Raw genomic sequence first — 21,170 nt, 5'->3', positions numbered from 1 at the left:
GTAACAAGGTAACGTGCGGCCATCTGGTCATATTTGCGCGATATGACGGCCCTGTGTGGAGCGTCTTGTCACTTGGTGGGGAACGCTGGGACGTGATCTTTCGGTCATTTAGTGGGTAAGTGTCGCATTGACCGCCTGATAAATGGCACACTTGTTACGTGGACGAAACGACTCAGCAACGCACCCCCATCACCGGCTACGTGCCCGGGGGTTTTGACATGTTCCACCAGGGACACCTCAACATTCTGCGCGCCGCGCGTGAGCGCTGCGATCGCCTCGTCGTCGGCGTGACCTCGGACGAGGCCCTCATCCGTATGAAGGGCCGCGCCCCCGTCATCCCGCTCAAGGAGCGCTGCGACCTCGTGTCGTCGCTGCGTTTCGTGGATGCGGTTGTCGTCGACCTGGACCAGGACAAGCGCCTCGCGTGGCGTCTCCAGCCTTTCGACGTCCTCTTCAAGGGTGACGACTGGAAGGACACTCCGAAGGGCGCCGCGCTCGAGGCCGAGATGGCCGAGGTCGGCGCGCGCGTCGTTTACCTGCCGTACACGCCGTCGACGTCGTCGACGAAGCTGCGCCGTTTCATCGCCCCCGAGGACTTCTCCGACGAGGCCCCAGCGAAGGAAGCGGACCAGGCGGCGGAAGGGGAGGCGCAGTGAGCCTGCCCGTCGTGCTCGAGCCGGGTTCCTCGTGGGGGACTCGTTTTAGCGCTTACCGCTCCGCGCTGGCTGCCGCGCAGAAGCCGGGCGCGGGCGTCCCCGCGTACATGCGCTGGGTGAACCGCGGCGCTGCGCGCGTCGTGGCAGCCGCCTGCGCGGCTTTTGGCTGGACCCCGAACTTCGTCAGTTTCATCTCCGTGTGCTTCTCGACGCTCGGCCTCATCGTCCTCGTCGCGCTCGAACCCGCGTGGTGGACGGGCCTCATCGTCGGCACGGCTCTTGCGGTCGGCTTCATGTTCGACTCCGCGGATGGCCAGGTCTCGCGTGTCACGGGCGCTTCGTCGAAGACGGGCGAGTGGGTGGACCACGTCGCCGACGCGTTCCGTTCCCCCGCGATCCACTTCTGCACCGCCGCCGCAGTCATGATCTACCGCCCCGAGTCGTGGTGGCTGGCCGTCGTCGCGCTCGTCTACGGATGGGTAACGTCGGGCCAGTTCATGAGCCAGATCCTCGCCGAGCAGTTCGTGCGCGCGGCGGGCCGCAAGCAGACGCGCGGCGGGAACCTGCGTTCCTTCGTGCTGCTGCCCACCGACCCGGGTGTGCTGTGCTGGTCCTTCGTGCTGTGGGGCTTCGGCGTTCCTTTCATGGTGCTCTACACGTTCCTCGCAGTTATCGCGGTCGCGCACTCCTCGATTTCGCTGCGTCGCCGGTTCCGCGACCTGCGCGCCCTGGACGCGGCCGCTAAGCAGGCCGCCACGCAGGGGGAGTCCCGTGCCTGAGCTGTCCGTCCTGCTGCCCGCGCGCAACGCGGCGGGCACGATCACACGCGCCGTGGCCTCGACGCTGGCGGCCATGCCGCGTGACGCCGAGCTGGTCGTCGGCAACGACTCGTCGTCGGATTCGACGGTCGGCGAGGCGATCCGCGGCGCGTCGCGTGGGGGAGTGGTCGATCCTCGCCTGCGCATCGAGGACATCACCCCGGGCGAGGGCGGCGTCTCTCGCGTCCTCACTCAGCTCATGGAGCGCACCGACTCGCGCCTCGTGGGGCGTATGGACGCCGACGACGTGTCTCTCAAGGGCCGCTTCAAGCGCACGATGCGTGCCATCGAGCGCGGCGACGACATGGTCTTCACGCAGATGATCGAGCTGCGTGGCTCCCGCCCGGTGCCCCGCATGCCTTACGAGATCACGCCCGAGGACATGGGCTGGCATCTGCTGCTCACCAACCCCGTGTGCCACCCGACCATGCTCGCCACCCGCGAGATCATGGACCGCGTCGGCGGCTACCGCAGCGTTCCCGCCGAGGACTACGACCTGTGGATGCGCGTGGCATCCGCGGGCGGTCGCATTCGCCGTATTGCGCCCTGGGGTCTGCTGTACCGCATCCACCCGGGCCAGGTCACCGGAAACGCCTCGTGGCGCTCGGATTCGTGGAAGAATCCCGAGCAGGCCCAGGCCTTCGCTGACCTGTCGGTATCTCTGACGGGCCAGGAGCTGCCGCGCCTGGTCTCGCTCGTTTCGCTTCCTCGCGACGAGGCCGAGCGTGAGCTCGACCGCTTCGTGCAGGTCTACACTCAGGGGGTCGCGTCTCGACCCGCATCGTCTCGCCGCGCTCTCGAGCGCCGGCTCAATGCGCGCGCCGCGTGGGTGCGCTCTCACCTCCAAGGAGAACAGTCATGATCCTGACCCCTCCGCCCACGGGCGGCCAGCAGATCCTTCGTCACGCGCTGGCACGCCGCTGGACCTCGATCGTTGCGGGGACCGTGGCCGGCCTGGTCGTAGGTGTCGCAGCCGCCTTTGGTGTCCCCACGTCGCACTCGGCGGCCGTGTCGATGACCGTGACGTCTCCGTCGATCACCCCGGCTCCCGCCGTGCGCGCCTCCCTGTCGAATACGACGGACATGGTGACCGAGCAGGGTATCGCGAAGTCCGCCGCCGTCCTCGACGTCGCAGCCGCGCGCCTCGGCAATGGCGTCACCGCCGAGGAGCTTCGCTCCAACATGGAGGTGTCCGGCGACACGAACGGCACGATCGTCAAGATCGAGTACGTGGCTCCCACGCGCCAGCAGGCCGTTGACGCCGCGGACGCGATCGCCAACGCCTACCTGACCGAGCGCACCGCCCTCGTCGAGCAGCGCGCCGACGAGATGGCCGCCGGCATCAACGAGCAGATCCAGGCTCTGGAGACCGAGCTCGCCGGCCTGACCCCCCTGGTCGACGAGGACGGCAACACGAAGGACAACCCGCGCGCCTCCGAGATTCGCACCGAGCTGACGAAGCTTGCGAAGGATGCCGAGCAGCTTGCCCCCTACCACGCCACCGCCGGCCGCGTGATCACCCCGGCCGCGGCCTCGAGCGACGAGGTCTCGCCCTCGAAGGTGCGACTGATCCTGATCTCGACCGTCGTTGGCGTCTTCGCGGGCCTGGTCCTGGTCCTCATCCGTGAGACCCGCTCGCGCTCCCTGATCTCGCCCACGCAGCTCGCCGACCTGACGGCGCTGCCCGTGTGGAGTGCCGAGGAGGGTGCCCCCGAGCCGTGGCTCGCCCCCACCCGCATGCTCGCGATGGCGATCGACCGCGATCACTGGGTTGACCTGATCGTCGACGCATCTGACCCGCAGGCCCGCGACCTGCATCGCGTCCTGTCCGCCTCGCTGGCTGAGACCCGTGTGCCCGCGCCGCGCCTCATCGACATCAACCAGCCCCTCGCCTCGCTCCTCGACGAGGTCCGCCCCTCGCGCCACGTCCTCGTCGCCGTGCGTAAGGGTCACGATCTGAAGAAGCTGCACCACCTGCTCGACGAGCTCGCGATCATCAACCGCGAGGTGAACGGCATGATCTACCTGGGCGACCAGGTGGCCGCGCCCGCCTCCGCTCCGACCGCTCCCGCTCAGTCTGCCGAGGTCATTGTCCCCAAGGACGAGGCACCGGCTGGGTCCGCCCAGACCTCGGAACCTGAGGTCGATGCCGCTGAATCCACGCCTACCAAGGAAACGGAAGACACGTCCGATTCCAAGAAGTCGGACGCCAAGGCTTCCTCGAAGAAGGGCAAGAAATGACCGCCGAGGAGACCACCGCAGCCGACCACAAGGCCGCCTCGATCTGGCACGTTGACCGCACTGCGCGCGTCTCCCAGCTGATTTCGGGCGACCCGTCGGATCCGCGAGCGCTCGTGCTCGTGCGCGATAACGGCCGTAACTCGGCGTTCGTCGAGATCGAGGGCACGGACCATCCGGAGACCGATCCGCGCGTGCTCGAGGTCGAACCGGCCCCTGCGCGCGGCTGGGAAGAGGGCGCTGGCGCCGACGTGGACGCGACCGTCGTCATGTGCACGGTCGGCTCGTGCGACATGCTCGAGGATGCCGTGCGCGCCATCCTGGCCCAGGATCACCAGCGTTTCACGCTCGTCGTGGTGGATAACGCTCCGCACACGGGCCTGACTCGGGAGAAGCTCGCGGGTATCGACGATACGCGCCTGAGCATCGTCTCTGCCTCCCGTCCGGGCCTGTCTCGCGCCCGCAACCGCGGCGTGCTGGCTGCTCGCGGCGAAGTCATCGTCTTCACGGATGACGACGCGATCGTCGACCCGCACTGGCTGACCGCCATGATCGACCCGTTCACGGCCTCGCCGTACGTGGCCGCCACGACGGGTATCGCGCTGCCCCTGGAGCAGCGCTACGCGCCCCAGCGGTGGTTCGAGTCGCGCGGCGGCTTCCCCAAGGACATGTCCCCGCGCGTGTGGTGCGTCGGCGATATCCCCGAGGGCCTGGAGGTCCTGGGCGAGAAGGGGGACGGCGGCCCGCTGTTCCCGATCACGACGGCCCGCGTGGGTGCGGGCGTGTGCATGGCCATGCGTCGCGACGTCCTCATGGAGGTCGGTCCCTTCGATCCGGCGCTGGGCGCCGGCACCTCGACGCGCGGCGGCGAGGACCTCGACATGTTCGCGCGCATCCTGGCCACGGGTGACGTCATCGTCCACACGCCCGACGCTCTCGTGCACCACCGTCACCGCGTCGACGAGGCCGGCCTGGACAAGCAGATCCGCGGCAACGGCTCGGGTATGGCGGCGCTCCTGACGAAGGCGATCATCGCCAAACCCTCCGTGCTCGGCACGCTGGCGACCCGTGTGCCCGGCGTCCTCAACCGCGTCAAGCTCGGTGGCGCTCGCGTCGCCGGCACCGACGAGGACGTGCCCGGCTCGCTCACCAAGTCCGAGATCAAGGGCTTCCTCGAGGGTCCCTTCCTCTACCTGTCGTCGCGCAAGCGCAACAAGCTTGGCGCCCCGCGCCAGGCCGAGCCGGCCCCCGCGCAGGATAGCGTGACCGCACCGAGCAGCGCTGAGGAGGCCCAGGCCTCGTCCGCGACGGAGACGACCGGCGAAGGGAACGGCAACGCGTGAGCCCACGCCGAGGACTCTGGGCCAAACCCGCCCCCGCCCAAATTGGGCCGCTACGAGAGGACGCGCAGGATCTGCCTGCGTGGCCCTTCGTCGTGGCCTATTCGGCGTACTTCCTGTGGTGGGTTCTCGGCTCCGGTGATCTGATGTGGCCGCTGTTCGCATCGATCATGCTCGTGTTCATGATCGGCCGACACGGCCTGCGCTTCCCGCCCGGATCCATCCTGTGGGTGTTCTTCCTGGCGTGGGTGCTGGCCTCGATGACCATGCTCGACACGGGCGGGCGCGTCATCGGCGCGTTCTATCGCTTCCTGCTGGAGCTCTCGCCAGCTATTTTCGCGGTCTACGCCTTCAACGCACGCAAGTCCCTGAGCGTGCGCACGATTACCGGCACGATGTGGGGCTTCCTGGCGTCGACCACCATCGGCGGCTTCATCGCCATGGCGGCGCCGACGCTGCGCTTCAAGACGCTCATGTACTACCTGGTGCCGCGCGCCCTGCACTCCAACGACTTCGTCAAAGAGTTCACGAAGCGCGCGACCACCCAGTGGAACCCGTCGTCGTGGATCCTCTCCGACCCGCGCCCGTCGGCCCCCTTCATCTACTCCAACACCTACGGTAACGTCTACTCGCTGATCTTCCCGCTCGCGCTCGTCTTCGCGTACGTGCTGTGGCGCGAGCGCTCCAAGTGGCGTTTCATCGTGGCCGCCGTGTGCGCTCTGTCGGTCATTCCGGCAGCCGCGACGCTCAACCGCGGCATGTACATCGGCCTCATTGTTATCGTCGTGTGGGTGGGTTTCCAGCGCCTGCGCGCGGGAGCCTGGCGTACCGTCCTGGGTATCGTTGCGGCCATCGTCGTGGGCGTGATCGCGTGGCTGGCCACGCCGGCCTCCCAGTCGCTCCTTGAGCGCGTCGCGGCCTCCTCCTCGACGGAAGACCGCGCCTCCAACTACCTCGAGACGCTCTATGAGCTCCAGCAGTCCCCGCTCCTGGGCTTCGGCGCCCCGCGCCCCTCGGCCTCGCCGTGGCTGCCGTCTCTCGGCACGCAGGGCCAGTTCTGGACGGTCATCTTCTCCTACGGCCTGGTTGGCCTGGCGCTGTTCCTCGCCTTCTTCCTGCGCATGTTCCCGCGCATCTGGCGCGCCACGGACGTGTACGGCTCGATCCTGGGCGGCATCATCCTGGCGACCCTGGTGGAGCAGTTCTACTACGGCATGAACACCGGCCTCATGATCTCCGTTGTCGCGGTGGCGCTCCTGTCGCGCCACCTGGAGGAGGAGAGCGATCCGATCAAGCGCGCCGAGGTCGAGCGCGACGGCCGCGCGAGCGCCGGTAGCGTCGCCGGGACCGTCCGCGCCCAGCGCGCGGTGCGCATGGGGCAATGGACAAGCCCCGCCGCGAACGACGGGGCTTTTGCCACTCACATGCTTGCTCGACTCAACAAGTCGGGTCGTCGGGGAACGAGAAGCCGGACAGCTTCCACGCGCCGCCGTCCTTCACAAACAGAAAATAGGTGAGGGCGCGGGTCATGGTCGTGTCGTCCGTCAGCGCAGTTCCCGCGTCGTTGAGGACGCGAACGTTGGAAGAATCGACGCACGCCGAGACCGTGACGTTTCCGGCACCGTCATCGCTGAGGATGTGCACGTCCTCGAGGGTGGGTGAGCCGGTGGTGTGGGTGCCGTCCCTCGTCCACTCGAGAGCCTGCGCGTCGAACTCCTCCAGCGCCGAGGCGGTGAGTACGGAGGACAGGTCGGTCGCACGAGCCTGCTCGGGGTCCGTGTACGCGTCCCACAGGGTGTTCATGACGAAGGTGGCCTGTCCGGCGGCCTCGGCGTCCGTGGCCAGCGAACCGGATTCGTTTGCGGGCCCGCCCGACTGCGGGGTGATGGTCTTCGCGACGGACTGTGGGATGTCGGACTGCGGGTCCTCCTCGGCGCTCTGCGCGCCGGACGCCGCGGAGGCGGCCGCATCCGTCTCAGAGGAGCCCGTCAGGCGCAGGAAGCCGGCGATGACGAGCGCGATGATGAGGAGAATTGCGGCTGCCAGCAGGCTCTTCTTGCGGGCAGGGGAGAGCGAGTTGATGAAGTCCATGTGTATCCCATCGGTAGGTTATAGAGAAAGGCTACCGCGCGGTAGCGGGAAGGTTAATCATGAGTGAGGCAAATCAAGCCAGGCGTTCCCTCGCGCGCGGGGGCATCGTTGGCTTCGTCGGAGCGGCCGCCTCGGCGGTCCTGGGCTTCGCGTTCACGATCATCCTGTCGCGCATGCTGGGCGCCGAGGGAGCCGGTATCGTCACCCAGGCGACCGGCGTCTTCGCGATCGTCATGGCCCTGGCCAAGGTGGGCCTCGACTCCACCGCCATCTACCTGATGCCTCGCCTGTCCCTGGATGCTCCCGAAGAGATCCGCGCGACCCTGTCCTTCATGGCCTCCCTGACGGTGGGCGTATCCACCGTGTGCGTCCTCATTCTCGAGGCCGTGGCCCCCCTGATCTGGAACGCCGAGGTGGCGGCATCCACCCGGGCCGTCCTGTGGTTCGTGCCGATCGGCGCCCTCACCCTGGTCGCATCCGCCGCCCTGCGGGCGCTCGGCAACATGCGCGAGTACGTCCTCATTCAGAACCTGCTGCTGCCCGGCCTGCGCCCGCTCCTCGTTGCGCTCGCGGCTGCGTTCACCGGGTCGCTGGCCTTCGTCTCGGTCGCCTGGGCGCTGCCCTTCGTCGTTGTCCTCGTCGCCGCGTGGTGGCTGCTGCTGCGACACATGCCCTCGGCGGCCGACTCGGTGGGCCGCTGGCCAAGTGCGCAGCGGCGTCGTCAGGTCGTGTCCTTCGCGCTTCCTCGCACCCTCACCGCCGGCCTCGAGCAGGCGCTGCAGTGGCTCGACGTCCTCCTCGTCGGTCTCCTGGCGGGCGATGCGGCCTCGGGCATCTACGGTGGCGCCATTCGCTTCATTCAGGCGGGCATGGTCGTCGACACGGCTTTGCGGGTCGTCGTCTCCCCGCAGTTCTCCAAACTCCTGCACCAGGGTAAGACGAAGGAGCTGCGTGACCTCTACAGCACGGCCTCGATCTGGCTTGTCCTGTTCGCCGCCCCGATCTACGCCCTCATGGCGATCTACGCGCCCGCGCTCATGCGCATCCTCGGTGACGGCTTCGCTCCCGGCGCGAACGTCCTCGTGGTCCTGTGCATCGGCTCCATCGTGACTTTCATGGCGGGAAACATTCACTCTCTGCTCATCATGAGTGGACGCTCCGGGTGGGCAGCGGTCAACAAGATCGTGGTCCTTACCCTCAACGTTGTGGGTAACGTCATCTTTATTCCTCGCGGAGGAATGGTCGCTGCGGCGATCGTCTGGGCCGTGTGCATGGTGCTTGACGCGACCATGGCGACCGTTCAGGTCTCGCGGTTTATCGGTGTGACACCGAAATTGTCGGAAGTGGTCAAGCCGATTCTGGTTGTGGGCGTATCTGCGGTGATTCCGGGCGGGTGTATAGCATGGTGGCTGGGGCGCGATTCTTTCGTTGCGACCATTGGTGGCTCGGCGCTCTCGGTCCTGGTTTTCGCCTGTGTTTGCTGGGCGTTTAGGGATCGTCTGCACCTGTCGGGACTTGGGTCCCTGGCGAGGCGTCATCGGGGGTAGGAATGCGGTGCGTGGTGCACCTGTGAAAGTTTGAGTTAACCATTCGGTTGATCTGATGGGGATTGTTGTGTAATTATTTATGCAACAAGTTTCCGTTCCTCCGAAAGGTCGTGTCATGGCTTCTGCGATTTCGCGCCTTGCAATCCTTGCAACTGCGCCGATTGTCGCCTGCGCTTCCCTCGCGCTCGCTCCGATGGCTCACGCTGTTGGTGCAGGTCAGGGAGATTCGGCACCCGGTCAGGCTATTGTTCGCGACGGTTCGAGCGCCGCGACTGCAGCCGCGTCGTGCTGGGACATTAAGCAGCGGAATCCTGAGGCAGCGGATGGCGCCTACTGGCTCCAGACTCCTGCGATGGATCACCCCGCCCAGTTCTTTTGTGACCAGACGACAGATGGCGGCGGCTGGGTCCTGATCGGCCGCGGCCGTGAAGGATGGGAATCCTGGAGCGGCGGCAAGGGCGATCCTGCGAAGTTGACCTCTCGCTCGCGGACCTCCGATGACTTCGAGGTCGTTCAGCTCTCCAACAAGTCCGTCACCGAGCTCCTCAACAACGAGCCGGTCAAGGACCAGGCCGACGGCGTGCGCGTCATGCGCTCGTGGAGCGCGTCGGGCCGCTCCTACCAGACGGTGGATCTTCAGTTCCCGAAGATGACGGACTTCGTCTGGCCCTTCAAGATGGCCCACCCGGTCAACATCCAGCTCGACAAGGGCGGCTGGCGCTCTGGCCTCATGTGGGGCCTGACCGGCTACGACAACGAGTGGAACGGCCTGCAGACCTACCCCTCCGCCCGTATCACGGGCTGGAAGACGGGCTGGGGCTACGGTGCTCTCACCGCCAACTGGACCGGTGACGTCACCTCCGCAACCTCCTACTTCCACAAGTCGGGCCTGACGGTCTTCCCCTACGCCGAGGCCTACGTGCGTCCGCGCATCTCCTCGGACTCGGCTGCCTTCGCCCGCATCCCAGACGAGGGCCTGAGCGCCTCGACGGTTTCAGGTGTCGTCTCGCAGTACGCCGCCAAGACCTCGTGGGGCGTGAGCGGCAACCTCAACGGCTCCGTCCGTGAGGGCAACATCCAGGTCCAGGCCTTCGCCCAGGTCGGCTCCACCATGTACGTGGGCGGCAACTTCACCGGTGTGAAGCAGGGTGAGAAGGGCGCCGAGATCTCCTCGCGCGGCCTTGCGGCCTTCGACGTGGCCACCGGCGACTTCACCGGCCAGACCTTCGACTTCAACGCGCAGGTCAAGGCCCTCCTCGCCCTGCCCGACGGTCGCCTCCTCGTCGGCGGTGACTTCACCCGCGTCAACGGCGAGGCCCACTCCGGCACCGTCGTTATCAACCCCTCGACGGGCCAGATCGACCCCTCGTGGGACCTGCAGGTCATCAACGCGCTGCGCGGCGGTGCCGTGAGCGTGCGCGCCCTGGCCTACTACGACGGCAACGTCTACATGGGCGGATCGTTCACCCACCTGTCCGGCGGCGGCCGCACTAAGGTCTACGCACGCAACGCCGGCCGCGTTGGTCTTGATGCGCGCCCCGACCGTTCGTGGAACCCCGAGATCAGTGGCTCCGTCCAGGCGGTCGGCGTCTCCGAGGCGAACAGCGCCTTCTACGCGGGCGGCCACTTCACCACCGCGCACGGTAATCAGCGTGCCTGGTACGCCGCCAAGTTCTCCACCGAGCCGGGTGCTGCCCTGGACGCGGGCTTCAACTTCGAGCCTTCTAGCGCCACTGCCGGTAAGTACCAGCAGACCATCGCCACGGCGGGCAACCGCGTCTACGTCGGCGGTTCCGAGCACTCCCTGTTCGGCTACGACACCGCCACCAACCAGCGCGTCTCCGGCGCCATGACCTTCAGCAACGGTGGCGACCTCCAGGCTACGACCGTGTCCGCCAAGGGTGTTATCTACGGTTCTTGCCACTGCTCCGACAGCACCTACCAGGACATGTACGTCTGGTCGATGAACGGCTCTTGGTCGCGCGTCGACGAGATCAAGTGGGTCGGTGCGTGGGATGCCGCTACCGGCGAGAGCCTGAAGTGGACCCCCTTCGAGCTCTCCTCGCGCCGCAAGACCGGCGCCTGGGCGCTGACGAGCGATAACTACGGCAACCTGTGGGTGGGTGGCGACTTCACGCTCTCCCACACCGACGCCACGCGCACCCAGTGGAACGGCGGCTTCGCCCGCTACGACAACCGCGACAACGTCGCGCCCGAGGCGCCCTCCTACCTGCGTTCCTCCGCGTCCAACGACTCCACCGTGACCCTCGCCTGGGAAGGCGTCGCCGACGCCGTGTCCTACGAGATCCTGCGCGACGATCGTCCGATCGCCACCTCCGAGACCACCACTGTCGAGGTGCCGCGCGGCGGCGAGAACCGCTACTTCGTGCGCGCCGTCGACGCCGAGGGCAACCGCTCCGCGACCACCGCGGTCTACGCCGCTCCGGCTCCGGGCCAGGTGGACGCCTCCAACCCGTTCCTCCTCGAGGCCGATGCGACGTGGAACTACCGCGCTGACGCCAGCGCTGCCCCCGAGAACTGGGCCCAGGCCTCGTTCGACGACTCCGCGTGGCCGACCGGCGCAGCCCCCCTGGGCTACGGTGACTCTGCGATCACGACCCAGATCGCCACCAAGGGCTCGCGCCCCGTGACGACCTACTACCGCACGCACTTCCAGGTGGCTGACGCGAAGGGCCTCAAGGGTATCAACGTCAAGTACCTGGCCGACGATGGCGCCGTCGTCTACATCAACGGCGTCGAGGTGGACCGCACCCGCATGGGTGCCGGCACGGTCAGCTACACGACCCGCGCCGACGCCGCTCCCAACTTCGCTGCGGCTTCCGCCTCCCAGTCCGAGATCTTCGTCCCCGCATCGGCGCTGAAGACCGGTGACAACGTGATCGCCGTGGAAACCCACGTCAACTACTTGCGCACCGCGACCGTGTCCATGCAGGCCTCCATCTTCCGCGTGGATGGCACCCCGGACGACAACAGCTCTGTTCCCGCCGATCGCAGCACCCAGCCGACCGACGCGACGCAGCCGATCAACGCGGCCTCCGTCAAGTCCGGCACGGTCATCCAGACCGGCGACGAGTGGAACTACTGGACCTCGACGGAAGCCCCCGCCTCCGACTGGGCCACGACCGGCTCCTTCCAGAGCTGGAACCGCGGTTCCGGCCCGATCGGCTGGGGAGACTCCGGTGCGGCGACCGCCCTCGACATTGCCAAGAAGGATCGTGCGATCACGTACTACTTCGCGCGCGACATTGACCTGGGCGCGATCACCCCGAACACCTCGCTGACCGTCAAGGTGCGCGCGGATGACGGTGTCGTTCTACGAGTCAATGGCAAGGTCATCGACACGAAACGTATGTCCGATGGAAACATTACTCACACCACCTACGCGAACTCGGCCGTGAGTGCCGCCAAGGCAGCCTCCGATCTGCTCGAGGTCACCATCCCCGCCAGCCTCTTGACAAGCGGCGTGAACCGCATCGGCGTTGAGGAACACCTCAACTACAAGGGCTCGCCCTCGATGACCTTCGATCTGAACGCAACTCTTGTGAAATAAGGGAAGAATCGTTCTTCTCCGCTCGAGTTCGCGCGAGGTGTGAGCCAGTGAAAATGGTTCGATCCAGCTCGTGAATCGTGTTGACAGGTCCAACCCCTGCCGTTTTGGCAGGGGTTGACTTGTATGTGGTAAACGACTCCCACCTCCTCCTAACCAAGTGGTTGAGCGCTGGCAATTATCGTGACACTATAGAAGTAACCATTTACGCGATACCTGTGAGGACCCCATGAGTTTTATGCGCCGTTGCTTGGCGCTCGGACTGGCATCAGTGACCGGCCTGAGCGTGCTTGCATTTTCCCCGGCTGCCCACGCAGCCGCCGACCCGCTCCACGATGGCCTGAGCGAGGCCACCGCTGCGGCCTCGTGCTGGGAAATCAAGCAGAACGACCCGCGTTCTCAGAACGGAACGTACTGGCTGCAGACCTCCACCATGGAGGCCCCCGGCCAGTTCTTCTGCGACCAGACCACGGACGGCGGCGGCTGGGTCCTCATCGGTCGCGGCCGCGAAGGCTGGGAGACGTGGAGCCAAGGGAAGGGCGACCAGGAGAAGCTCAAGACCCGTCCGCGTACGGCCGGCGACTTCGACGTCGTCCAGGCCTCGCACGAAACCGTCAACGGCCTGCTCGGCGGCACCGCGGTCTCCGACCTCGATGACGGCATCATGGTCCAGCGCGCCTGGAACCACAGGGGCACCGCCTACCAGACGGTACGCATGCGCTTCCCGAAGATGCGCGACTTCATCTGGCCCTTTAAGAGCGCCCACCCCGTGGACGTGAAGTTCAACCGCGAGTGGTGGGTCAACGGCGGCATCGTCTGGTCGGGCTTCGGCACGAACACTGGCTGGGGATACGTCAACCTGACGGCCTCCGCGCAGAACAAGTACACGATGGGCTGGGGTTACGGCCCTCTCGCCACGTCGTGGGCCGACACGTCCTCCTCGACGTCGTACTTCCACTACAACGGCTCGATCATTAACCCCTACGCCGAGGCCTACATCCGCCCGCAGCTGCGCTCGACGGATGCCAGCTTCCGCGCCATCGGCGACGGCGGCACGCCCGCCGAAAAGCAGAAGGACACCGCTTCTGAGTTCGCCTCGCCGATGTCTTGGGGCGTGACCGGCAACCTCAACGGTTCCTACAAGGAAGGCAATATCCAGGTCCAGGCCTTCGAGCAGATCGGCTCGACCATGTACGTCGGCGGTAACTTCACCGGCGTGCAGAAGGGTAAGAACGGCCAGGAAATCGCCTCCAGTGGTCTCGCCGGCTTCGACGCGACGACGGGGGAGTGGAACGGACAGACCTTCTCCTTCAACAACCAGGTCAAGGACCTCGCTGAGCTGCCTAACGGCAAGCTCCTCGTGGCCGGCGACTTCACCCGGGTCAACGGTGAGACCCACGTCGGCACGGTTCTGATCGACCCCGCGACCGGCCAGATCGACCCGTCGTGGACCCTGCAGGCGCGCACCGGCGCCAACGGTGGCCGCGTCTCGGTGAAGTCCATCAAGATCATCAACGACCACATCTACCTGGGCGGTATCTTCACGCACTTCCAGGGCAACGGTGCGTCGTGGACCTATGCCCGTAACGGCGCGCGCCTCGATATCAACGGCAAGCCCGACCGCTCGTGGAACCCCGAGTTCAACGGCACCGTCATTGATATCGACGTTGACGAAAACGAGACCTACTACTACGCTGCCGGCTACTTCACGCGCGCGCACAACCTGGTCGTCGAAAATGCGGGTCGACTGTCCACAGCCACCGGCGCTGCGCTGGACTCGTCCTGGACCTTCCAGCACTCCTACCTGATCGGCAAGTACCAGCAGACCGTCACCGCGCGCAACGGCCGCGTGTACTTCGGCGGCTCGCAGCACTCGCTCTTCGGATACAACTCCGACTCGATGACCCGCACCTCGGGTTCCATCACCATGCAGAACGGCGGAGACGTTCAGGCGAGCACCCGCTCCGCCACGGGTGTCGTCTACGCCTCGTGCCACTGCTCCGACTTCGCCTTCCAGGACGCCTACCACTACCTGACGCTGGGCACCTCCTGGACGCGTGCCGACGAAATCCAGTGGGTCGGCGGCTGGGACGAGGCCACGGGCCGCCAGCTCGGCTGGACCCCCTACCGCCTGTCCTCCCAGCGTTTCACCGGCGCGTGGGCCCTCGAAATGGGCGACGACGGCGCGCTGTGGGCAGGCGGCGACTTCAACTACTCCTACACGTCGCTCACCTCGGGACAGTGGTCCGGCGGCTTCGTGCGCATGCCTGCGCGCAACGCTACCGCACCCGCCGTGCCCGCCAACCTGCGCGCCTCCGACGGCAACTCCCAGCAGGTGACCCTCAAGTGGTCCTCCGTGCCCGGTGCCGTCTCCTACGACATCCTGCGTGACGATCGTCCGATCGCCACCACGACCTCGAACTCCGTGACCGTGCCCCTGGGCGGCAAGAACCGCTTCTTCGTGCGCGCTGTCGCCTCCGACGGCCTGCGCGGCGCGTCCACGCACGCCTACGTGGTCGACTCCAACGGTAAGCCCGCGCAGCCCGACGATTCTTCGCTGCTCGTCGACGAGGACGACACCTGGGCGTACCACTGGTCGACCGATCCGGTCGCCGAGAACTGGGCCCAGACCTCGTTCGACGACTCTGCATGGAGCCGCGGTGCATCCCCGATCGGCTACGGCGGCCCCGGCCTCAACACGAAGCTGACCCCGGGCACGGCCAAGACCCGCCCCGTCACCACCTACGCGCGAATCAACTTCACGGTCGCTGATCCCACCGCCATCGGCGGCGTCAACGTCGCCGTGACGGCTGACGATGGTGCCGTGGTGTACGTCAACGGCAACGAGGTGGCTCGCCAGCGCATGGGCGATGGAACGGTTGACGCGTCTACATTCGCATCCGCCTCTGTCTCGACGCCCTCTGCGCGAGCCGACCGACAGCTGGTCTTCGTCCCCGCGGACAAGCTGGTCGCCGGCGCGAACACGCTGGCCGTCGAAACACACCTGAACTACCGCTCCAGCTCGTCGATGACCATCGACGGCATGGTACAGGTCGTCACTAAGGGCAACGAGCCGGCACCCGCTCCCGCGCCCGAACCGGAGCCGGCACCCCAGCCGCAGCCGGATGTTCCGCTCACGCCTGACCCGGACAAGCCCCTCGAGGTCCTCGACGTGTCTGCGCTTAACTTCGGACCCTTCCTGTTCTCGGGCATGTACTGGAACTACTGGAACTCCAAGGAAGCGCCCGACGCCAAGTGGAACTCCACCGCCGACCTGTCCTCGTGGAAGCACGGCGCCAGCCCGCTCGGCTGGGGCGACCGCGACGCCGGTACGCCCTTCACGATGCCTGCGGCGGACCGAGCCATCACGAACTACTTCGTGCGTGACGTCAACTTCGGTACCCTCAGCGCCGACTTCGAGGTCACCCTCGATGTCCGCGTTGACGATGGTGCAGTCATCTACGTGAACGGCACCGAAATTAAGCGCGTGAACATGCCCGAGGGCACGATCGACGCCAACACGCGAGCCTCCTCCAACGTGGGCCTCACTACGGCGAAGAACAAGCTCGTGCGCATCACGGTGCCCCGCAAGCTGCTCAAGGATGGCGTCAACCGTATCGCCGTTGAGTCTCACGCCAACTACGCGAAAGCATCGTCCGTGACCTTTGATCTCACGGCAAGCCTGGTGAGGTGATCTCCATGACCGTGACGTCAACCCCCGCCGGCGGCTCGGAAGAGGCCGAGGCCGCCGGCGCGGTCGGCGCCCCCGCGACCGACCCCGCGTTCGACGCGATGGCGCAGCGCGTGCTCACCCGAGGGCACACGACCACGTGGCTCAACCACTGGTCCCTCCTGCACGCCGACTTCCGTGCGCTTGCCCGCATGCACACCGTCGGCTTCGACGGGACCCTCCTGCAGATGCGTCTGCGCGCAGCAGGCCACGAGGTCGCCCGCACCTCCGCGGACCTCGTCCTGCCGCACGTCTTTGAACGCCTCGAGGATGGCACCCGCATCACCCTCATCGGGGCTGTTCCCGAGGCTGGTCAGGCCGCAGCCGAGCGCCTGCACCGCTTCGATGTGCAGGTCATCGACGGGTACGAGGGGCTTCGTCGGCTGAAGGTCGATCCCTCGGTGCTCACTGCCTTCGATCCACGCCTCGTGATCGTCGGCCTGGGGGCCGGTCTCCAGGAGGTCGTCGCGTCCTTCGTTCTCGGCCTCCTGCCCGAGGCGTCCGTGTGCACCGCGGGCGGTTGGATCGACCAGTACGCACGCGCTGCCGACGACTATTTCCCGAACTGGGTGCACGCCGCCCGCCTCGGGTGGGCCTGGCGCATCGCGCACGAGCCCAAGCGGCTCACCAAGCGCTACACCGTCGAAGCCCTCGACTTCGTCGCTCACGCGCCCGAGCTCATCTCGCGGCTCGAGGCAATGGGTAGCTTCGACGATCTCGGACTGGTCGGTGGCGTGACGCTTCGCTGACCGAGGTTGACGCTAGTCGTTGTGAAGGAGGCCGGCCCTGCGGGGTCCGGCCTCCTTTGCATCGCCAGATGGGCTGGTGCTGCCCGATGGTAGGTGGTGACGGCTACTGGCGCGTAGGGACGGTTGCTCGTACCTGCTGTCATCTGGCAATGTGTGCGGCCAGTGTGGCCACGCCCCTGTATCCGGCGACGTACGCTCCAGGCGGCTGCGATGGGGGTTCTGGATAGGAACGGCGCTTCGGGATAGGTTATTTTCCTATCCAGATCGCTCCAACCTATCCAGATCGTCGCTTCCTATCCAGTTTGCGGTGCGGATGTTCTGCGGCCTGCCAGATGTCTTCCGGGCCCGTGCCCGCGGTAAGTGGGGCGCAAGGCTGTTTTCGGACGGTTCTACGTCTCGAAGAATGGCCACCAACAGGGTTCGCGTGAAGGTGTGTGCTCGCAGGTCAGGGGCTCTTTCGTGTGAGTGCCCTGGTCGGCTTTTGGGAGCACACAAGGGGCGAGCGTGGGGGAGGGGGAGCGGCGCTGAGCGTGTCTCAAAATGCTTCCGGATAGATGCTTAAAAAGGGTTATGCAGTGAATGGCGTAGCCCACACAAAACATTATGAGGGTGTGATGCCTCCCTGTGATGTGGGTGGCAAAGGGTGCTCTTATGCGTAGGTGTCAAACTCTCTTGAGGCTGATGAGCTGCTCTCTGTATGCGCGCTTCCGTGCAATGTGAATCGATCGCTAGCGCAATGTGCGAGTTTGACGACTCAATCTTCAAATGGGTGGGGTGGCCTACGTGAGCCTCGTTGATCCGGTCCTGACGTGTGGCTGAGGGGTGGAAGTGGTGCGGTGATCACTGCCGTGAGGTACTGCGATGGGGCCTCGCCGCGCTGTCCAAGCCGATGTGAATTGCCTTGTGGTTGCGGGGATTTGAGGCCGTGGTGGGGCGTTGAAGATAAAGGTGTGGCCCGAGCCAATCGGCTCGGGCCACACCCAATCACACACAGAGAGGAAAGGCTTAGTAGGCGCCCTCGTGACGCAGGAGCGCGGGGATGGTCTGAAGCATGATCCACGCGTCGAGGGTGAGGGAGCGGTGCTGGGCGTAGGAGAGGTCCAGGTGGACGGTCTCATCCCAGGAGAGGTTCGAGCGGCCGGAGATCTGCCAGAGACCGGTGATGCCGGGGCGGACGGCGAACTTGCCCATCACGCGGGGTTCGTACTGTGCGACCTCGCTGGGGAGTGGGGGGCGCGGGCCCACGAGGGACATGTCGCCACGCAGGACGTTGAACAGCTGGGGCAGCTCGTCGATCGACGTCTTGCGCAGGAAGGCTCCGATGCGCGTAATGCGCGGATCGTTGGCCATTTTGAACATGATCGAATTTCCGGCGGAGGAGTCGGCCTCGTTGGCCTCCATGAGGGAGGCTTTGAGCTCTTCGGCGTCCACGCGCATGGTGCGGAACTTAAACATGGTAAAAGTCTTGCCGTCGAGGCCGACGCGCTCCTGAGTGAAGAGAGCGGGGCCGCCGTCGTTCAGGCGCACCATCGCGGCGACAATAATCCACAGCGGGGTCAGCAGGATAATGCCGAAAAGAGCTGCGAAAATGTCGCACATGCGCTTGATGGCGTTGTCGGCGGAGGCGGCAAGATCCGACGCGTGCTCGAATGCGAGAGCCGTGGATGCGGCTCGTGCGGTGGGCTTCGTCAAAGTTGTCATCTGTGCGTCTTCCTTCTACTTCATCAAACTCAAATGCTGCATGTCGGTTAGAGGCGGAAAATCCGCTCTGGACTGGGATGTTTACTAGGTAAACGTCCCTGGCGCAACTCAGTCACCGTTAGGTGTTAACCCTAGTCTATCCATATGGTTAGCTTGGTTGCTAACCAAAGGGTTAAGTACAAGCGAAAAAAGGCTGTGATTTCGTGCACCTGACGAGTTGTGCAAGTCAGATCTGAACGTTGCGTGACCAGCTGGTAGCTTGCTGACACCTTGGCAGAATGCGCGGAAAACCGCTGAGCGATAGACTGGTCAGCGTGTCGTGACTGGCGAATAGGTGGGCCACCACCGGGGAGCGACGCGTCGGCATCGATAGCCGCCCGCCTGGGCTAGAGGCCACTGCCAACCATCATCGGATGATCAATAGGAGAACCCCATGGATTCCCTCAATGACATGACACTTGCGCAGCTGGATCCTGAGATTCAGGCCGTTCTGGACGCCGAGCTTGGTCGCCAGCGTGACACTCTCGAGATGATCGCCTCGGAGAACTTTGTCCCGCGCGCCGTCCTCGAGGCGCAGGGCTCGGTCCTGACTAATAAGTACGCCGAGGGCTACCCGGGCCGCCGCTACTACGGTGGCTGCGAGTTCGTGGATGTCGCAGAGTCGCTCGCCATCGAACGTGCGAAGCAGGTTTTCGGCGGCGACTACGTGAACGTTCAGCCCCACGCCGGTGCGCAGGCCAACGCTGCCGCGCTCATGGCTATGGCGAATGTCGGCGACCCGATCCTCGGCCTGTCGCTGGCCCACGGCGGTCACTTGACCCACGGCATGCGCCTGAACTTCTCGGGCAAGAACTACAAGGCCGTCGCCTACGAGGTTGACCGTGAGACCATGCGCATCGAGCCTGAGAAGGTTCGTGAGGCTGCTCTCGCCGAGCGTCCGCGCGTCATCATCGCCGGTTGGTCCGCCTACCCGCGTCACCTTGACTTCCAGGCCTTCCGTGACATCGCGGACGAGGTCGGTGCCGCCCTCTGGGTGGATATGGCTCACTTCGCGGGCCTCGTGGCCGCGGGCCTGCACCCGAACCCCGTCCCCTTCGCTGACGTGGTGACGACGACGGTCCACAAGACCCTGGGTGGTCCTCGTTCCGGCATGATCTTGTCCTCGCGCGGCGAGCAGTGGGGCAAGAAGCTCAACACTGCCGTGTTCCCCGGCCAGCAGGGCGGCCCTCTCATGCACGCGATTGCCGCGAAGGCCATCGCCATGAAGGTCGCGCAGACCGACGAATTCAAGGACCGCCAGCGCCGCACCCTCGAGGGCGCGCAGATCATTGCCGAGCGCCTGGGCGCTGACGACGCGAAGAAGGCCGGTATCAAGCTGGTCACGGGTGGCACCGACGTGCACCTCGTCCTCGTTGACCTGGTCGACTCCGAGCTCAACGGTCAGCAGGCCGAGGATCTGCTGCATGAGGTCGGTATTACCGTCAACCGTAACGCCGTTCCCTTCGACCCCCGTCCGCCGGCCGTCACCTCGGGCCTGCGCATCGGCACCCCCGCACTCGCGACGCGTGGCTTCGACGCCGAGGACTTCGCCGAGGTTGCGGACATCATCGGCACGACCCTGTCGCAGGGTGCGTCCGGCGGCAATGTTGAGGTGGACGCCCTGCGCGCCCGCGTCAAGAAGCTGACGGACAAGCACCCGCTGTACGCCGGGCTCTGATCGTGAGGGCTCCCTGGGAGGGCCCCGCCGGGGTCCTGGATGGCAAGGCGACCGCTGCCGCCATTAAGGCGGAGCTGAAGGAGCGCGTCGATCGTCTGCGCGAGGCTGGGGTTGTCCCGGGCCTCGGCACGATCCTCGTGGGAGAGGACCCCGGGTCCGTCGCCTACGTCGCCGGCAAGCACCGCGATTGCGCTCAGATCGGCGCTGAGTCGATCCGCGTGGACCTGCCCGCTGACGCGACGCAGGAACAGGTGGAGGCCGCGATCGACCAGCTCAACGCGGATCCTGCTTGCACGGGCTACATCGTGCAGCTGCCGCTGCCTCGCGGCATCGATACGAACGCCGTTCTGGAGCGTATCGACCCCGCGAAGGATGCGGATGGCCTGCATCCGATGAACCTCGGGCGTCTCGTGCTGCGAGGCTCGGGTCCCATCGATTCGCCTCTGCCGTGCACGCCGCGCGCGGTCATCGAGCTCATGGAACGCCATGGGATCGACCTGGCCGGCAAGAACGTGTGCGTTATCGGTCGAGGCGTGACCGTGGGGCGTTCGATCGGCCTCCTGCTCATGCGCAAGGAAGTGAACGCGACGGTCGACGTGTGCCACACGGGCACGACCGACCTGGCCGATCACGTGCGTCGTGCGGACGTCATCGTGGCCGCGGCGGGATCCGCTGGGATCATCACTCGTGACATGGTCGCCCCCGGCGCCATCGTCCTCGACGTCGGCGTGAGCCGCGTGCAGGGCGAGGATGGCAAGGCTCGACTGATGGGCGACGTCGCGGACGGCGTGGATGAGGTGGCCAGCTGGCTGAGCCCCAACCCCGGCGGCGTTGGCCCGATGACTCGGGCACTCCTCGTGACGAACGTCGTCGAGGCGGCCGAACGCCAGGCGGGAATTAGCGCGAACTGACAGGTGCGCGTGGCCTCGGCAAACGACGCGTGAGCGCGGGAACGAAGAGGAGGCGCGGTGAGGATGTCCATTCCTCGCCGCGCCTCCTCGTTCCTCTAGACTGA

General features: G+C 66.0%; 14 protein-coding genes and 1 riboswitch. Of the genes, 12 read left to right on the top strand and 2 right to left on the bottom strand.

Annotation, left to right across the window (positions count from 1 at the left end; all coding sequences use genetic code 11):
* Window positions 1–158: 158 nt before the first annotated feature.
* Genes FBF35_RS08245 through FBF35_RS08220 form a run of 6 tightly spaced genes read left to right on the top strand, consistent with a single transcriptional unit; the run spans window position 159 to window position 6,569 of the window.
* Window positions 159–656, top strand: coding sequence for an adenylyltransferase/cytidyltransferase family protein (locus FBF35_RS08245; RefSeq protein ID WP_060565714.1), 498 nt, complete (start codon window positions 159–161; stop codon window positions 654–656).
* On the top strand, window positions 653–1,435 hold the full coding sequence (locus FBF35_RS08240) for a CDP-alcohol phosphatidyltransferase family protein (RefSeq protein WP_060565713.1): 783 nt from the start codon (window positions 653–655) through the stop codon (window positions 1,433–1,435). Before FBF35_RS08245 ends, FBF35_RS08240 begins: the two co-directional genes overlap by 4 nt.
* Window positions 1,428–2,336, top strand: coding sequence for a glycosyltransferase family 2 protein (locus tag FBF35_RS08235; protein WP_034463953.1), 909 nt, complete (start codon window positions 1,428–1,430; stop codon window positions 2,334–2,336). Before FBF35_RS08240 ends, FBF35_RS08235 begins: the two co-directional genes overlap by 8 nt.
* Complete coding sequence (locus FBF35_RS08230; protein WP_060565712.1) at window positions 2,333–3,715, top strand: YveK family protein; 1,383 nt, start codon at window positions 2,333–2,335, stop codon at window positions 3,713–3,715. Before FBF35_RS08235 ends, FBF35_RS08230 begins: the two co-directional genes overlap by 4 nt.
* Window positions 3,712–5,055 (top strand): glycosyltransferase family 2 protein, encoded by a 1,344-nt coding sequence (locus FBF35_RS08225; RefSeq protein WP_060565711.1) that lies wholly within the window; start codon window positions 3,712–3,714, stop codon window positions 5,053–5,055. The genes FBF35_RS08230 and FBF35_RS08225 overlap by 4 nt, the downstream gene beginning before the upstream one ends.
* Window positions 5,052–6,569: an O-antigen ligase family protein gene (locus FBF35_RS08220; RefSeq protein ID WP_060565710.1), complete on the top strand. Its 1,518-nt coding sequence runs from the start codon at window positions 5,052–5,054 to the stop codon at window positions 6,567–6,569. Before FBF35_RS08225 ends, FBF35_RS08220 begins: the two co-directional genes overlap by 4 nt.
* Here FBF35_RS08220 and FBF35_RS08215 read toward each other — a convergent pair.
* Window positions 6,490–7,143 carry a hypothetical protein gene (locus FBF35_RS08215; protein ID WP_060565709.1) on the bottom strand — a complete coding sequence of 218 codons (654 nt, stop codon included), beginning with the start codon at window positions 7,141–7,143 and terminating at the stop codon, window positions 6,490–6,492. The genes FBF35_RS08220 and FBF35_RS08215 overlap by 80 nt on opposite strands.
* A 59-nt stretch (window positions 7,144–7,202) precedes the next feature.
* Between FBF35_RS08215 and FBF35_RS08210 the strand changes: the two genes are divergently transcribed.
* From FBF35_RS08210 to FBF35_RS08195, 4 genes are all read left to right on the top strand, one after another.
* Window positions 7,203–8,690, top strand: a complete 1,488-nt coding sequence (locus FBF35_RS08210) for an oligosaccharide flippase family protein (RefSeq protein WP_060565708.1) — start codon at window positions 7,203–7,205, stop codon at window positions 8,688–8,690.
* Window positions 8,691–8,805: 115 nt separating this feature from the next.
* Entirely contained in the window at window positions 8,806–12,261 is a 3,456-nt protein-coding gene (locus FBF35_RS08205) for a fibrinogen-like YCDxxxxGGGW domain-containing protein (RefSeq protein ID WP_060565707.1), read from the top strand.
* 226 nt (window positions 12,262–12,487) lie between these two features.
* A complete protein-coding gene (locus tag FBF35_RS08200; RefSeq protein ID WP_060565706.1) occupies window positions 12,488–15,952 on the top strand; it encodes a fibrinogen-like YCDxxxxGGGW domain-containing protein in 3,465 nt (1,154 codons plus the stop codon).
* A 5-nt stretch (window positions 15,953–15,957) separates the two neighbouring features.
* Window positions 15,958–16,737 (top strand): WecB/TagA/CpsF family glycosyltransferase, encoded by a 780-nt coding sequence (locus FBF35_RS08195; RefSeq protein ID WP_410060512.1) that lies wholly within the window; start codon window positions 15,958–15,960, stop codon window positions 16,735–16,737.
* A 1,005-nt stretch (window positions 16,738–17,742) separates the two neighbouring features.
* Here the strand turns inward: FBF35_RS08195 and FBF35_RS08190 are convergent.
* The gene (locus FBF35_RS08190) at window positions 17,743–18,438 is read right to left on the bottom strand and encodes a sugar transferase (RefSeq protein ID WP_060565704.1); all 696 of its coding nucleotides are present in this window, start codon (window positions 18,436–18,438) and stop codon (window positions 17,743–17,745) included.
* A 309-nt stretch (window positions 18,439–18,747) separates the two neighbouring features.
* Window positions 18,748–18,832: riboswitch (ZMP/ZTP riboswitch) on the top strand.
* A gap of 39 nt (window positions 18,833–18,871) precedes the next feature.
* Here FBF35_RS08190 and glyA point away from each other — a divergent pair.
* Complete coding sequence (gene glyA, locus FBF35_RS08185) at window positions 18,872–20,155, top strand: serine hydroxymethyltransferase (RefSeq protein WP_060565703.1); 1,284 nt, start codon at window positions 18,872–18,874, stop codon at window positions 20,153–20,155.
* A 2-nt stretch (window positions 20,156–20,157) separates the two neighbouring features.
* Complete coding sequence (locus FBF35_RS08180) at window positions 20,158–21,066, top strand: bifunctional methylenetetrahydrofolate dehydrogenase/methenyltetrahydrofolate cyclohydrolase (RefSeq protein WP_034466062.1); 909 nt, start codon at window positions 20,158–20,160, stop codon at window positions 21,064–21,066.
* The last annotated feature ends 104 nt before the right edge of the window (window positions 21,067–21,170 follow it).

It is taken from the genome of Schaalia odontolytica, assembly GCF_005696695.1.
GTDB lineage: Bacteria > Actinomycetota > Actinomycetes > Actinomycetales > Actinomycetaceae > Pauljensenia > Pauljensenia odontolytica_C.
Note: the sequence above shows the minus strand (reverse complement) of the source record. Positions and strands in the feature narration are given on the sequence as shown.